At 68.7% G+C, this 12,451-nt stretch carries 12 protein-coding genes; 10 read left to right on the plus strand and 2 right to left on the minus strand.

Annotated features, from left to right (window positions below; genetic code table 11):
• Positions 1–16: 16 nt before the first annotated feature.
• The 6 genes from FB547_RS10755 (at position 17) to FB547_RS10780 (ending at position 5,951) form a co-directional block, all read left to right on the plus strand.
• Positions 17–970 carry an ABC transporter permease gene (locus FB547_RS10755; RefSeq protein ID WP_145742068.1) on the plus strand — a complete coding sequence of 318 codons (954 nt, stop codon included), beginning with the start codon at positions 17–19 and terminating at the stop codon, positions 968–970.
• Positions 971–975: 5 nt separating this feature from the next.
• Entirely contained in the window at positions 976–1,887 is a 912-nt protein-coding gene (locus tag FB547_RS10760) for an ABC transporter permease (RefSeq protein WP_145742070.1), read from the plus strand.
• 345 nt (positions 1,888–2,232) lie between these two features.
• On the plus strand, positions 2,233–3,270 hold the full coding sequence (locus FB547_RS10765; protein WP_145742072.1) for an ABC transporter ATP-binding protein: 1,038 nt from the start codon (positions 2,233–2,235) through the stop codon (positions 3,268–3,270).
• A gap of 46 nt (positions 3,271–3,316) precedes the next feature.
• Positions 3,317–4,306, plus strand: a complete 990-nt coding sequence (locus tag FB547_RS10770; RefSeq protein ID WP_145742955.1) for an ABC transporter ATP-binding protein — start codon at positions 3,317–3,319, stop codon at positions 4,304–4,306.
• A gap of 30 nt (positions 4,307–4,336) precedes the next feature.
• Complete coding sequence (locus FB547_RS10775) at positions 4,337–5,518, plus strand: amidase (RefSeq protein WP_145742074.1); 1,182 nt, start codon at positions 4,337–4,339, stop codon at positions 5,516–5,518.
• Positions 5,519–5,588: 70 nt separating this feature from the next.
• On the plus strand, positions 5,589–5,951 hold the full coding sequence (locus FB547_RS10780; RefSeq protein ID WP_145742076.1) for a TfoX/Sxy family protein: 363 nt from the start codon (positions 5,589–5,591) through the stop codon (positions 5,949–5,951).
• Here the strand turns inward: FB547_RS10780 and FB547_RS10785 are convergent.
• Positions 5,948–6,466 (minus strand): ureidoglycolate lyase, encoded by a 519-nt coding sequence (locus FB547_RS10785; RefSeq protein WP_145742078.1) that lies wholly within the window; start codon positions 6,464–6,466, stop codon positions 5,948–5,950. The two genes, FB547_RS10780 and FB547_RS10785, sit on opposite strands and share 4 nt — an antisense overlap.
• A gap of 22 nt (positions 6,467–6,488) precedes the next feature.
• Here FB547_RS10785 and FB547_RS10790 point away from each other — a divergent pair, with 22 nt between their 5' ends.
• Positions 6,489–6,800 (plus strand): hypothetical protein, encoded by a 312-nt coding sequence (locus FB547_RS10790; RefSeq protein ID WP_261380259.1) that lies wholly within the window; start codon positions 6,489–6,491, stop codon positions 6,798–6,800.
• Here the strand turns inward: FB547_RS10790 and FB547_RS10795 are convergent.
• Complete coding sequence (locus FB547_RS10795; protein ID WP_145742080.1) at positions 6,785–7,717, minus strand: LysR family transcriptional regulator; 933 nt, start codon at positions 7,715–7,717, stop codon at positions 6,785–6,787. The two genes, FB547_RS10790 and FB547_RS10795, sit on opposite strands and share 16 nt — an antisense overlap.
• 150 nt (positions 7,718–7,867) lie before the next feature.
• Here FB547_RS10795 and FB547_RS10800 point away from each other — a divergent pair, with 150 nt between their 5' ends.
• Genes FB547_RS10800 through FB547_RS10810 form a run of 3 tightly spaced genes read left to right on the plus strand, consistent with a single transcriptional unit; the run spans position 7,868 to position 12,439 of the window.
• Complete coding sequence (locus FB547_RS10800; RefSeq protein WP_145742082.1) at positions 7,868–10,003, plus strand: 3-hydroxyacyl-CoA dehydrogenase NAD-binding domain-containing protein; 2,136 nt, start codon at positions 7,868–7,870, stop codon at positions 10,001–10,003.
• Positions 10,004–10,029: 26 nt separating this feature from the next.
• Positions 10,030–11,220, plus strand: a complete 1,191-nt coding sequence (locus FB547_RS10805; protein WP_145742084.1) for an acetyl-CoA C-acyltransferase — start codon at positions 10,030–10,032, stop codon at positions 11,218–11,220.
• A gap of 10 nt (positions 11,221–11,230) precedes the next feature.
• Positions 11,231–12,439 (plus strand): acyl-CoA dehydrogenase family protein, encoded by a 1,209-nt coding sequence (locus FB547_RS10810; RefSeq protein ID WP_145742086.1) that lies wholly within the window; start codon positions 11,231–11,233, stop codon positions 12,437–12,439.
• Positions 12,440–12,451 lie beyond the last annotated feature (12 nt).

A 12,451-nucleotide genomic window follows, 5' to 3' on the forward strand; every position in this document is an offset into this window, starting at 1 on the left:
ATCCCAGCCAGCCACCATGCTCGCCTACCTCTTGCGCCGCATCATCTACGCCGTGCCGATCATGGTCGGCGTGGCGCTCGTGTGCTTCCTGCTGGTGCACATCGCGCCCGGCGATCCGCTGGTGTCGATCCTGCCGCCCGACGCCTCGGCTGATCTGCAGGCGCAGCTGCGCGAGCTCTACGGCTTCAACCGATCGCTGCCCGAGCAGTTTGCGATGTGGGTCTGGCGCGCGCTGCATGGCGACCTCGGCGTGTCCATCGCGAGCAACCGCGCGGTGGCGGGCGAGGTGTTCACGGCCGTAGGCAACACGCTGCGGCTCGCGGTGGTGGCGACCTTCATCGGCTTCGTGCTGGGCTGCCTGTTCGGCTTCGTGGCGGGCTACTTCCGCAACTCGTGGCTCGACCGCTTGGCCTCGATGCTGTCGGTGCTGGGCGTGAGCGTGCCGCACTACTGGCTGGGCATGGTGATGGTGATCGTGTTCTCGTCGCAGCTCATGTGGCTGCCGGCCACCGGCGCGGGCCCGGGCGGCTCCAGCGACTGGGCCTGGGACTGGGCGCACGTGCAGTTCCTGATCCTGCCGGCCCTCACGATGTCGGTGATCCCGATGGGCATCGTCGCGCGCACGGTGCGCGCGCTGGTGGCCGACATCCTCGACCAGGAATTCATCGTCGGACTGCGCGCCAAGGGCCTCACGCACCTGGGCGTGTTCCGCCACATGGTGAAGAACGCGGCGCCCACGGCGCTCGCGGTGATGGGCCTGCAGCTGGGCTACCTGCTGGGCGGCTCGATCCTGATCGAGACCGTGTTCTCATGGCCCGGCACCGGCTTTCTGCTGAACTCCGCGATCTTCCAGCGCGACCTGCCGCTGCTGCAGGGGACCATCCTGGTGCTGGCGCTGTTCTTCGTGGTGCTCAACCTGCTGGTCGACGTGCTGCAAACGCTGCTCGACCCGCGGATTGCAAGGGCCTGACGACCATGAGCGCACTGCCCCTCCCCTCTTCTTCCTCGGCCACCGCCGACGTGAAGCCGTTGCTGCCGATGCAGCGCTCGCGCGGCTACTGGACTTCGGCGCTGCTGCGCTTCACGCGCGATCCGGTCGCCATGGGTGCGGCGTTCGTGGTGCTGCTGCTGATCGGCCTGGCCGTGTTCGGGCCGTGGCTCGCGCCGGCCGACCCTTACGCCTCCTCGATGCTCAAGCGGCTCAAGCCGATCGGCACCGAGGGCCTGCCTCTGGGCAGCGACGAACTGGGCCGCGACATGCTGTCGCGCCTGATCGTCGGCGCGCGGCTGTCGCTGTTCATCGGCATCACGCCGGTGATCTGCGCCTTCGTGCTCGGCACGGTGATCGGCATCGTCGCGGGCTACGCGGGCGGCTTCACCAACACGCTGATCATGCGCACCATCGACGTGTTCTACGCCTTTCCCTCGGTGCTGCTGGCGATTGCGCTGTCGGGCACGCTGGGCGCGGGGGTGGTCAACTCGCTGATCTCGCTGACCATCGTGTTCATTCCGCAGATCGCGCGCGTGGCCGAGAGCGTGACCACGCAGGTGCGCACGCGCGACTACGTGGAGGCGGCGCGCGCCTCGGGCGCGAACCCGTTCACGATCGTGCGGGTGCATGTGCTGGGCAACGTGCTCGGTCCGATCTTCGTCTACGCCACGAGCCTGATCGCGGTGTCGATGATCCTGGCCTCGGGCCTGTCGTTCCTGGGCCTGGGCGTGAAGCCGCCGGAGCCGGAGTGGGGCCTGATGCTCAACACGCTGCGCACCGCGATCTATGTGCAGCCGTGGGTCGCGGCATTGCCGGGCGCGATGATCTTCATCACTTCGATCTCCTTCAATCTTCTGTCCGATGGGTTGCGGTCGGCGATGGACAACAAGGGGTAGGGATGGGGTTTCTTTTTGTTCTGCGCGTTGTGTTTGATGCGGGTTATTCAGGGCGCGCTCCCGCCGATGGGGTACCTTGCTCCGCGAATGTCCCCCGCCCTTCGGGCTCCTCCTTGATTTCGCTGCGCAAGGCACCCCATCGGCGGGATCGTTGGACAAAGCGGTGGTTGATCCGCCAGCACAAGCGCCGCGCCCATCGTGCACAGGGCATCGGGTGCTCCCCGCAGCGAAATAAAGGAGGAGGGCGAAGCCCGGGGGACATTCGCGGAGGGGAGTACCCGGTGGCCTGTGCACGCGCCCTGAAACAACAGCGCCAAGAACAAAGCAACGAAGGAGCGTGACAACATGGACGCACTGAAAGACATCGGCGGCCCCGCACAGCCGCTGCTCACCATCACCGGCCTGGTCAAGCACTTTCCGCTCAAGAAGGATCCGCTGGGCCGCGGCGGTGGCGTGGTGCGCGCGGTCGACGGCGTCGATTTCGAAGTGCTCAAGGGCGAGACGCTCGGCGTGGTCGGCGAATCGGGCTGCGGCAAGTCGACCACCGCGCGGCTGCTGATGCAGCTGATTGCCCCCACGCGGGGCGAAGTGGTGTTCGACGGCCGCGAGGTCGGCGGGCGCGAACTGCCGCTCAAGGAATTCCGGCGCCAGGTGCAGATGGTGTTCCAGGACAGCTATGCCTCGCTCAACCCGCGCCTGACCATCGAAGACTCCGTTGCCTTCGGCCCGCAGGTGCACGGCGTCGGACGGCGCGAGGCCGTGGCGCGTGCGCGCGACCTGCTCGCGCGCGTCGGGCTCGAACCGCAGCGCTTTGCCGAACGCTATCCGCATGAACTCTCGGGCGGCCAACGCCAGCGCGTCAACATCGCGCGCGCGCTCGCGCTGCAGCCGCGCATGGTGATCCTCGACGAGGCCGTGTCGGCGCTCGACAAGTCGGTGGAGGCGCAGGTCATCAACCTGCTGCTCGACCTCAAGGCCGAGTTCGGCCTGACCTACCTCTTCATCAGCCACGACCTCAACGTGGTGCGCTACGTGAGCGACCGCGTGATGGTCATGTACCTGGGCCAGGTGGCCGAGATCGGGCCGGCCGACGCGCTCTACGATGCGCCGGCGCATCCCTACACCCGCGCCCTGCTCTCGTCGATGCCCTCGATGGACCCCGACCACCGCACCGAAGAGGCAGCGCTGGCCGGCGACCCGCCGAATCCGATCAACCCGCCCACGGGCTGCCGCTTCCATCCGCGCTGCGCGCTGGCCGCACCGGTGTGCAGCCAGGTGGTGCCCGAGCCCATCGCCACCGGGGCGCGGCATGCAGCGAGCTGCCTGGTCCATGAGGCCGGCAGCGGACATCCGATGGCCGTGCCGCTGGCCAGGGCGGCGTGAACGCATGACGACCATGAACAACCCGACTTCTTCCTCCTCCGAGCCGATGGTCCGCCTGCGCGATCTCAGCGTCAGCTTCAGCGGCGGCCGCAAGCCCGTGCAAGCGGTCAGCGGCGTGAGCCTGGAGGTGCGGCGCGGCGAGGTGGTCGCGCTGATCGGAGAATCGGGCTCCGGCAAGAGCGTGACCCTGCGCACGCTGCTGCGCCTGCATCCCGAGCGCCGCACGCGCATCGGCGGGCAGGTGCAGGTGGCCGGGCGCGACGTGCTCGCGATGCCCGCGCGCGAGCTCGACGACTTCCGCGGCAAGGTCGCTTCGATGATCTTCCAGGAGCCGCTGCTCGCGCTCGACCCGGTGTATTCGGTCGGCGCGCAGATCGTCGAGTCGATCCGCCGCCACGAGTCGGTGAGCAAGGCCGAGGCGCATCAGCGTGCGCTCGCGCTGTTCGAGCGCGTGCGCATCCCGAGCCCCGAGCGGCGCCTGGCGGCCTATCCGCACGAGATGTCGGGCGGCATGCGGCAGCGCGCGATGATCGCGCTCGCGCTGGCCTGCAAGCCCCAGCTGCTGCTGGCCGACGAGCCGACCACCGCGCTCGACGCCACGGTGCAGATCCAGATCCTGCTGCTGCTGCGCGAGCTGCAGCGCGACCTCGGCCTGTCGGTGATCTTCGTCACGCACGACATCGGCGCCGCGGTCGAGGTGGCCGACCGCATTGCCGTGATGTATGCCGGCCGCATCGTCGAGGAAGGCACCGCGCGCGAGCTGATCCGCTCGCCGCGCCACCCCTACACCATCGCGCTGCTCAAGAGCCGCGCGCATGGCGCACTGGCGCGCGGCGCGCGGTTGGAGACCATCGGCGGCGCGCCGCCCGATCTCTCGGCGCTGCCGCCCGGCTGCGCCTTTGCCGAACGCTGCACGCTCGCCACCGATGCCTGCCGCGCCGCGCAGCCGCCGGTGGTCGAGCTCGCGCCGAACCACCGCGCGCGCTGCATCCATACCGATGCCGCCGCCGCCATCGCACCCACGCTGGTGGCCTGACCCGCCCCTGCACACACACGACAACACGCCATGCCCCTGCACGACCCCGCCCACGCCTTCGTTCCCTACCCCGACGCACCGGTGCCGCATGCGCCCACCGGTCCGCTGGCCGACCTGCGCTTTGCAGCGAAAGACCTGTTCGACGTGGCCGGCTATCCCACCGGCGGCGGCAGCCCGATCGTGCTCGCGATGTCGGGCATCAAGACCCGCACCGCGCCCACCGTGCAGAAGCTGCTCGATGCGGGCGCGCGCTTCGCGGGCAAGACCGTGACCGACGAACTCGCGTTCTCGATGAACGGCAACAACGCGCACTTCGGCGCGCCGGTCAACGGCGCCGCGAAGGACCGTATCACCGGCGGTTCGTCGTCCGGCTCGGCCTCGGCCGTGTCCTCGGGCCTGTGCGACTTCGCGCTCGGCACCGACACCGGCGGCTCGGTGCGCGCGCCGGCCAACCACTGCGGGCTGTACGGCCTGCGGCCCACGCACGGCCGCGTGAGCCTCGAAGGCGCGCTGGACCTCGCGCCCAGCCTCGACACCTGCGGCTGGTTCGCACGCGACATCGGCACCTTCGCGCGCGTGGCGGACGTGCTGCTGGGCGCCGACACGGCCGCGCTGCCCGCGCGCGTGCGGCTGCTGCGCCCCGAGGACGTGTGGTCGCTCGCGGTGCCGGCCGCGGCCGATGCGCTGGCGGATGCCGCCGCGCGCGTGCAGCGCGTGCTCGGCGATGCGGCAGGCATCGAGGTCGCGCTCGACTCCTTCGATGCGATGTACTGGAACTTCCGCTACGTGCAAGCGCACGAGGCCTGGCTGACCGACGGTCCGCTGATCGAGCGCTACGCGCCGCCGCTGGGCCCGGGCGTGGCCGAGCGCTTTGCCTGGTCGCGCGGCGTGACCGATGCGCAGATCGTTGCCGGCCGCGCCTTCCGCGCCGCCTTCCGCAGCCATCTGGCCAAGCTGCTCGGCAGCGACGGCGTGCTGCTGATGCCGACCATGCCCGACATCGCGCCGCTGCGCAGCGAAGGCGAGGCCGGCCTGGAGGACTACCGCAACCGCGCGATCCAGATGCTGTGCATCGCGGGCCTTGCCGGCTTTCCGCAGCTGTCGATGCCGCTCGCGCAATGCCACGGTGCGCCGCTCGGCATTTCGCTGCTCGGGCCGGCGGGGTCGGACCGGTCGTTGATCGCCCTGGCGGAGCGCATTGCCGGCGGCTGACGAGCCGATTGCGCCCTGAACTGGGCGACACTGCTGCCTTCCATCATGCGTTGAGCGCAGGAACAGCAACATGTCGCAGGCCTCGCCGCAATTCGTGGATTTCATCGTCGACCGGCTCTCTGGAATCGGCGGCATCACGACGAACCGCTTCTTCGGCGGCACCGGCCTCTCGGCCCACGCCACGCAGTTCGCGATGGTCATGGGCGGCAGCCTCTACTTCGTCGTGGACGAGAACACCCGGCCCAGGTACGAGAAACTCGGCAGCACCTGCTTTGCCTACGACACCAGGGCGCGGCGGGTCCAGGTCAGGAAGTACTTCGAGGTGCCCATCGAGATCATCGAGGACCATGAGGCGCTGGCCGCCTTGGCAAGGGAATCCGTTCTCGCGGCGCAAGGCCTGAAGAAAAAGAAACCGGCCGGCAAGAGCGCCTAGTTGTGCCAGTCGACGACCACCTGCGCCGCCAGCGCGCAGGTATCGCAATCGACACTCGCCGCAGCCCGCTCCACCACCACGAAGTCGCCCGCATCCACCGCCAGCAGCGCGTGGTGCCAGGTGCCGGGCGCGAGCGTCACGCCTTGCAGCCCGTCGGTGACGAACGCAGCAAGCGCACCAGGCGCGGGCGCTTCGCCGGCCGGCGCCACGACGATGACGAAGCGCCGCTCGCCCAGCGGCACGAAAGTCTGGCTGCCCAGCGCGTGGCGCTCCAACTCCGCGACTTCGTGCGGAAAACGCCGCGCCTGCGCGCGGAACAGCGCGAGCATCGGCCGGCCGCCCTGCGCGCCGAGCTGCAGGTCGCCGACGAGGTCGAAGCGTTCGGCATTGCCGCCATTGATCAGGCGTCCCGTGCCGGCGGGCGCAGCCAGTACCGTGCCGTAGGGCGCGAAGGCCTCGGGTGTCAGCGCTTGCGCCGCGAGCATTACCGGGGCGTGGGGAGCAGCATCGTTCATGCGGCGGAGTACAGCAGAAAACATGCCGATGGTCACCAGGCGCTACAGTCCGCGGGCCCCTTTTCTCTTTCGCCCTCACCTGCGCAGCCAGCGCTTCCCGATGCGACGCTCCCTCATCCTTTGCCTCCCCGTTCCAGCCGCTCTTCTTGTCGCAGCGTGCGCATCGGGCCCCGCGCCGCGCGTCAGCTGGCTCGGCGACGGTGTATTCAAGTCGCCCACCGTGCAGGAAGCCGAAGCCTACTGCCGCAACTTCGGCGCGCCGATGCGCTTCCTCGATCCGAAGGCGGCGGCAACCGGCGCGCCGGCGGGCGAAGTCAGCTACCGCTGCGACTGATCGCCCGGTTCCGTGCCGGGCGCCCGCACCTGCTCCAGGATGAAATCGATGAAGGTGCGGATCGCCCGCGTGTGCTGCCGGTTGGGCATGTAGAGCATGAACATCTGCGTGCCGAAGATCGAAAGGCGCCAGTCGTCGAGCGTGGTCACCACGTCGCCCCTGCGCACGTCCTCCTGCACCACGTAGTCGGGCACCAGGCCGATGCCCAGGCCCGCGAGGATGGCCTGGCGCAGGAATAAAAAATTCTCCGAGATCAGCGTCGGCTCCAGGATCACCTCGCGCCGCACCTCTCCCAGATTCTGTCCCTGGTAGGCCGACACGCGCAGCTGCCGGCCGATGACGGCGGCGGTGACCACCGGCGCGCCCTGCAGTTCGTCGAGCTGCACCGGCAGCGGATGCTTCTGCGCATAGCCGCTCGAAGCGCAAGCCACGTAGCGCACCGGCCCCATCTCGCGCGCGACCAGGTTCTGCGGCGGCTCGGGAATCACGCGGATCGCGATGTCGACCTCGTCGCGCAGCAAGTCCTCGATGCGGTTCTCGAACACCACGTCGAGCACGATGCCGGGGTACTGCCGCTTGAAGTCGATCAGCCAGCCGGCCATCACCAGCTGCCCATAGCCGCTGGGCACGCTCAGCCGCACGCGGCCCTGCAGGCCCTGGCCCAGCGTGGTGACCGATTCCTTTGCGGCCAGCAGCTCGGCCTGGATGGCCACGCCATGCTGGTACAGGCGCAGGCCGATCTCGGTCGGTTCGGCGCGCCGCGTGGTGCGCCGCACCAGCTGCGCGCCGACCGAGCGCTCCAGCTGGTTCAGGTGGTAGCTGACGTTGGCGCGGCTCATCTTGAGCCGGCGCGCCGCCGCGCTCAGGTTGCCGGCGTCAAGGATTTCCACCAGCAGGGTCAGCGATTGGAGGTCCATGCAGCGGATTGTGTCAAAAATCCTTTGACAGTCTGTCAATGGCCTATGCAATTGTCAAAGCACCGGCACGGGCCAAGAATGCGGGGTTCACCCCAGAGCCTCGGGCCCCTCGCGTTTGCAGCAGGGCTCGCCACGCAAGAGACAAAGCACATGGCCACCACATCCTCCAGCCCCTCCACGTCTTCCGGTCCCGTCAGCTTCGAGCGTCTTGGCGACGTGTTCGTGGTAACCATCGACAACCCGCCCGTCAACGCCCTGGGCGTGGACGTGCGCCGCGGCCTCGTGGCCGCCATCGAGGCGGCCGAGGCCGACGGCGCCGCTGCCGCGGTGCTGATCGTCGGCGCGGGCCGCAACTTCATCGCGGGCGCCGACATCCGCGAGTTCGGCAAGACGCCGCAGCCGCCCTCGCTGCCCGAGGTGTGCCTGAAGATCGAGAACTGCACGAAGCCGGTGGTCGCCGCCATCCACGGCGCCGCGCTCGGCGGCGGGCTCGAAGTGGCGCTGTCGGCCCACTACCGCCTGGCCGCACCGTCGGCCAAGCTCGGCCTGCCCGAAGTGCAGCTCGGACTCCTGCCCGGCTCGGGCGGCACGCAGCGCGCGCCGCGCCTGATCGGCGTGAAGCCCGCGCTCGAACTGATGCTCAGCGGCCGCCATGCGGGCGCGAAGGAAGCGCTGTCGCTCGGCCTCGTCGACCGTCTCGGCAATGAGGCCGACGCGCGCGCCGAAGGCCTCGCCTATGCGAAGGAACTGGTCGCCGCCAAGGCGCCCGTGCGCCGCACGCGCGAGGCTGGCGGCCTGGCCGACAAGGAAGCCAGCCGCGCCGCCCTCGAAGCCGCACGCGCCGACACCGCGAAGAAGAGCCGCGGCCTGTTCTCGCCGATGAAGATCATCGAGGCCGTCGAGGCCGCGCTCACGCTGCCCTTCGACGAAGGCATGGCGCTGGAGCGCAAGCTGTTTTTGCAATGCATCGACAGCCCGCAACGCGCCGGCCTGATCCACGCCTTCTTCGCCGAGCGCGAAGTGCTGAAGGCGCCCGAGACCCGGTCCGCCGCGCCGCGCGCGCTCGCATCGGCCGGCATCGTCGGCGGCGGCACCATGGGTGCGGGCATTGCGGTGGCGATGCTCGACGCAGGCCTGCCCGTGACCATGATCGAGCGCGACGATACCCAGCTCGCGCGCGGCCGCGCCAATGTCGAGAAGGTGTACGACGGCCTGATCAAGAAGGGCCGCATGACGCCCGAGGCCAAGGACAGCGTGATGGCGCGCTTCTCGGGCTCGACGAGCTATGACGCGCTGGCACAGGTCGACATCGTGGTCGAGGCCGTGTTCGAAGAGATGGGCGTCAAGAAGGCCGTGTTCGCCGAGCTCGACCGCGTGTGCAAGCGCGGCGCGGTGCTCGCCACCAACACCTCGTACCTGGACATCGACGAGATCGCCGACAGCATCTCGCGTCCGCAGGACGTGGTGGGCCTGCACTTCTTCTCGCCGGCCAACATCATGAAGCTGCTCGAGATCGTGGTGCCCGCCAAGGTCAGCGCCGACGTGGTCGCCACCGGCTTCGAGCTCGCAAAGAAATTGAAGAAGGTGCCGGTGCGCGCCGGCGTGTGCGACGGCTTCATCGGCAACCGCATCCTCGCGGTGTACCGCCAGGCCGCCGACCACATGATGGAAGACGGCGCGTCTCCGTACCAGATCGACGAGGCGGTGCGCAACTTCGGCTACCCGATGGGCCCGTTCCAGGTGTCGGACCTCGCGGGCGGCGACATCGGCTGGGCCACGCGCAAGCGCAAGGCCGCCACGCGCGATCCACAGGCGCGCTACGTGCAGGTGGCCGACCGCATCTGCGAGCGCGGCTGGTTCGGCCAGAAAACGCAGCGCGGCTACTACCTGTATCCCGAAGGCGCGCGCACCGGCCAGCCCGACCCCGAGGTGTTGGCCATCATCGACGCCGAGCGCGAGCGCGCCGGCATCACGCCGCGCGCCTTCACCGAGGAAGAAATCATGCGCCGCTACATGGCCGCGATGATCAACGAGGGCGCCAACGTGGTGCTCCAGCGCATCGCGCTGCGCCCGCTCGACGTGGACGTGACCTTCCTCTATGGCTACGGCTTTCCGCGGCACCGCGGCGGCCCGATGAAGTACGCCGACACCGTGGGCCTGCCGAAAGTGCTGGCCGACATCCGCGAGTTCGCGAAAGAAGACCCGATCTTCTGGAAGCCTTCGCCGCTGCTGGTGGAACTGGTCGAGCGCGGTGCCGATTTCGCCAGCCTGAATCAATCCGAGTAAGAGCCAGCCGTCCAGGAGCCATCCCCATGCGCGAAGCCGTCATCGTTTCCACCGCCCGCACCCCGCTCACCAAGGCGCACCGCGGCGAGTTCAACATCACCCCGGGCCCCACGCTCGCGGCCTTTGCGGTGAAGGCCGCGGTCGAGCGCTCCGGCCTGGACCCCGCGCTGATCGAGGACGCGATCCTCGGCTGCGGCTACCCCGAAGGCACCACGGGCCGCAACATCGCGCGCCAGGCCATCATCCGCGCGGGTCTGCCGATCTCCATCGCCGGCACCACGGTCAACCGTTTCTGCGCCTCGGGCCTGCAGGCGATCGCGATGGCGGCGGGCCGCATCGTGGTGGACGGCGCGCCGGCCATGATCGCGGGCGGCGTGGAAAGCATCTCGCAGATCCGCTCGCGCAGCGCCACCGATGCCGGCGACAGCGGCATGGACCCGTGGATCGTCCAGCACAAGCCCGCGCTCTACATGGCGATGATCGAGACCGCCGACATCGTGGCCCAGCGCTACGGCATCAGCCGCGAAGCGCAGGACCGCTTCTCGGCCGAGAGCCAGCGCAAGACCGAAGAGGCGCAGCTGGCCGGCCGCTACAGGGACGAGATCGTCGCCTGCACCACCACCATGGCGGTGACCGACAAGGAAACCAAGGAAGTCAGCTACCGCGAAGTCACCGCCACCGAAGACAACTGCAACCGCCGCGGCACCACCTACGAGGCGCTCGCCAAGCTCAAGCCGGTGATGGGCGACGACAAGTTCATCACCGCCGGCAACGCCTCGCAGCTGTCCGATGGCGCCTCGGCCTGCGTGCTGATGGAAGCGAAGGATGCGGAGCGCGCCAACCTCAAGCCGCTGGGCGCCTTCCGCGGCCTTGCGGTGGCCGGCTGCGAACCCGACGAGATGGGCATCGGCCCGGTGTTCGCGGTGCCCAAGCTGCTCGCGCGCCACGGCCTGAAGGTCGAGGACATCGGCCTGTGGGAACTCAACGAAGCCTTCGCTTCGCAGTCGATCTACTGCCAGGAGAAGCTGGGCATTCCGTCGGAACGGCTCAACGTGAACGGCGGCGCAATCTCCATCGGCCACCCCTTCGGCATGACCGGCGCGCGCCTCACGGGCCATGTGCTGATCGAAGGCAAGCGCCGCGGCGTGAAGTACGCGGTGGTCACGATGTGCATTGCCGGCGGCATGGGCGCCGCGGGCCTGTTCGAAATTTATTGAGGAGCCTGCGATGGACCTGAACTTCACGACCGAAGAAGAAGCCTTCCGCAGCGAGGTGCGCGCCTTCCTGGCGGCCAAGCTGCCGGTGCGGCTGTCCGAGAAAGTGCGCAGCGGCAAGATCCTCGCCAAGGCCGACATGGAGGAATGGCACGCCATCCTCAACGCGCGCGGCTGGCTCGCCAACCACTGGCCCGAGCAGTACGGCGGCCCCGGCTGGACGGCGGTGGAGAAGTTCATCTTCGAGCACGAATGCGCGCTGGCCTTCGCGCCGCGCATCGTGCCCTTCGGCGTGAACATGCTGGGCCCGGTGCTCATCAAGTACGGCAACGAGGCGCAGAAGAAGTACTGGCTGCCGCGCATCCTGAACGGCGACGAATGGTGGTGCCAGGGCTATTCGGAACCCGGCGCGGGCTCCGACCTGGCTGCCGTGAAGACCTCGGCCGTGCGCGGCATCGACGCGCAGGGCGACCACTACATCGTGAACGGCCAGAAGACCTGGACCACGCTGGGCCAGCATGCCAACATGATCTTCTGCCTGGTGCGCACGAATCGCGAGGCGAAGAAGCAGGAAGGCATCAGCTTCCTGCTGATCGACATGACATCGCCCGGCGTGGAAGTGCGGCCGATCATCACGCTCGATGGCGAGCATGAAGTGAACGAGGTGTTCTTCTCCGACGTGCGCGTGCCGGCCGAGAACCTCGTCGGCGAAGAGGACAAGGGCTGGACCTGCGCCAAGTACCTCTTGACCTACGAGCGCACCAACATCGCGGGCGTGGGCTTCTCGGTGGCGGCGCTCGAACAGCTCAAGGGCATTGCGGCCACGCAGACGAAGAACGGCAAGCCGCTGGCCGAAGACCCGGCGTTTGCCGCGCGCATGGCGCGTGTCGAGATCGACCTGGAAAACATGAAGACCACCAACCTGCGCGTGATCGCGGCGGTGGCCGGCGGCGGCGTGCCGGGTGCGGAAAGCTCGATGCTCAAGATCCGCGGCACCGAGATCCGCCAGGAGATCTCGTCGCTCGCGCGCCGCGCGATGGGCGTCTACGGCCGGCCCTTCATCGAGGAAGCGCTGCACGACGGCTTCGAGGGCGAGACCGTCGGCCCGGCCTATGCATCGGCCGCAGCCGCGCGCTACTTCAACAACCGCAAGCTGTCGATCTTCGGCGGCTCCAATGAAATCCAGAAGAACATCATCTCCAAGATGATCCTGGGCCTGTAAAGGAGACATGCA

This window comes from Variovorax beijingensis (assembly GCF_007828835.1).
Classification (GTDB): Bacteria; Pseudomonadota; Gammaproteobacteria; order Burkholderiales; family Burkholderiaceae_C; genus Variovorax; species Variovorax beijingensis_A.

Bases quoted from the DNA above. Each gene is read 5' to 3' on its own strand.
- FB547_RS10755 (WP_145742068.1), top strand. From the start codon at position 17: ATGCTCGCCTACCTCTTGCGCCGCATCATCTACGCCGTGCCGATCATG.
- FB547_RS10760 (WP_145742070.1), top strand. From the start codon at position 976: ATGAGCGCACTGCCCCTCCCCTCTTCTTCCTCGGCCACCGCCGACGTG.
- FB547_RS10765 (WP_145742072.1), top strand. From the start codon at position 2,233: ATGGACGCACTGAAAGACATCGGCGGCCCCGCACAGCCGCTGCTCACC.
- FB547_RS10770 (WP_145742955.1), top strand. From the start codon at position 3,317: ATGGTCCGCCTGCGCGATCTCAGCGTCAGCTTCAGCGGCGGCCGCAAG.
- FB547_RS10775 (WP_145742074.1), top strand. From the start codon at position 4,337: ATGCCCCTGCACGACCCCGCCCACGCCTTCGTTCCCTACCCCGACGCA.
- FB547_RS10780 (WP_145742076.1), top strand. From the start codon at position 5,589: ATGTCGCAGGCCTCGCCGCAATTCGTGGATTTCATCGTCGACCGGCTC.
- FB547_RS10785 (WP_145742078.1), bottom strand. From the start codon at position 6,466: ATGAACGATGCTGCTCCCCACGCCCCGGTAATGCTCGCGGCGCAAGCG.
- FB547_RS10790 (WP_261380259.1), top strand. From the start codon at position 6,489: ATGCCGATGGTCACCAGGCGCTACAGTCCGCGGGCCCCTTTTCTCTTT.
- FB547_RS10795 (WP_145742080.1), bottom strand. From the start codon at position 7,717: ATGGACCTCCAATCGCTGACCCTGCTGGTGGAAATCCTTGACGCCGGC.
- FB547_RS10800 (WP_145742082.1), top strand. From the start codon at position 7,868: ATGGCCACCACATCCTCCAGCCCCTCCACGTCTTCCGGTCCCGTCAGC.
- FB547_RS10805 (WP_145742084.1), top strand. From the start codon at position 10,030: ATGCGCGAAGCCGTCATCGTTTCCACCGCCCGCACCCCGCTCACCAAG.
- FB547_RS10810 (WP_145742086.1), top strand. From the start codon at position 11,231: ATGGACCTGAACTTCACGACCGAAGAAGAAGCCTTCCGCAGCGAGGTG.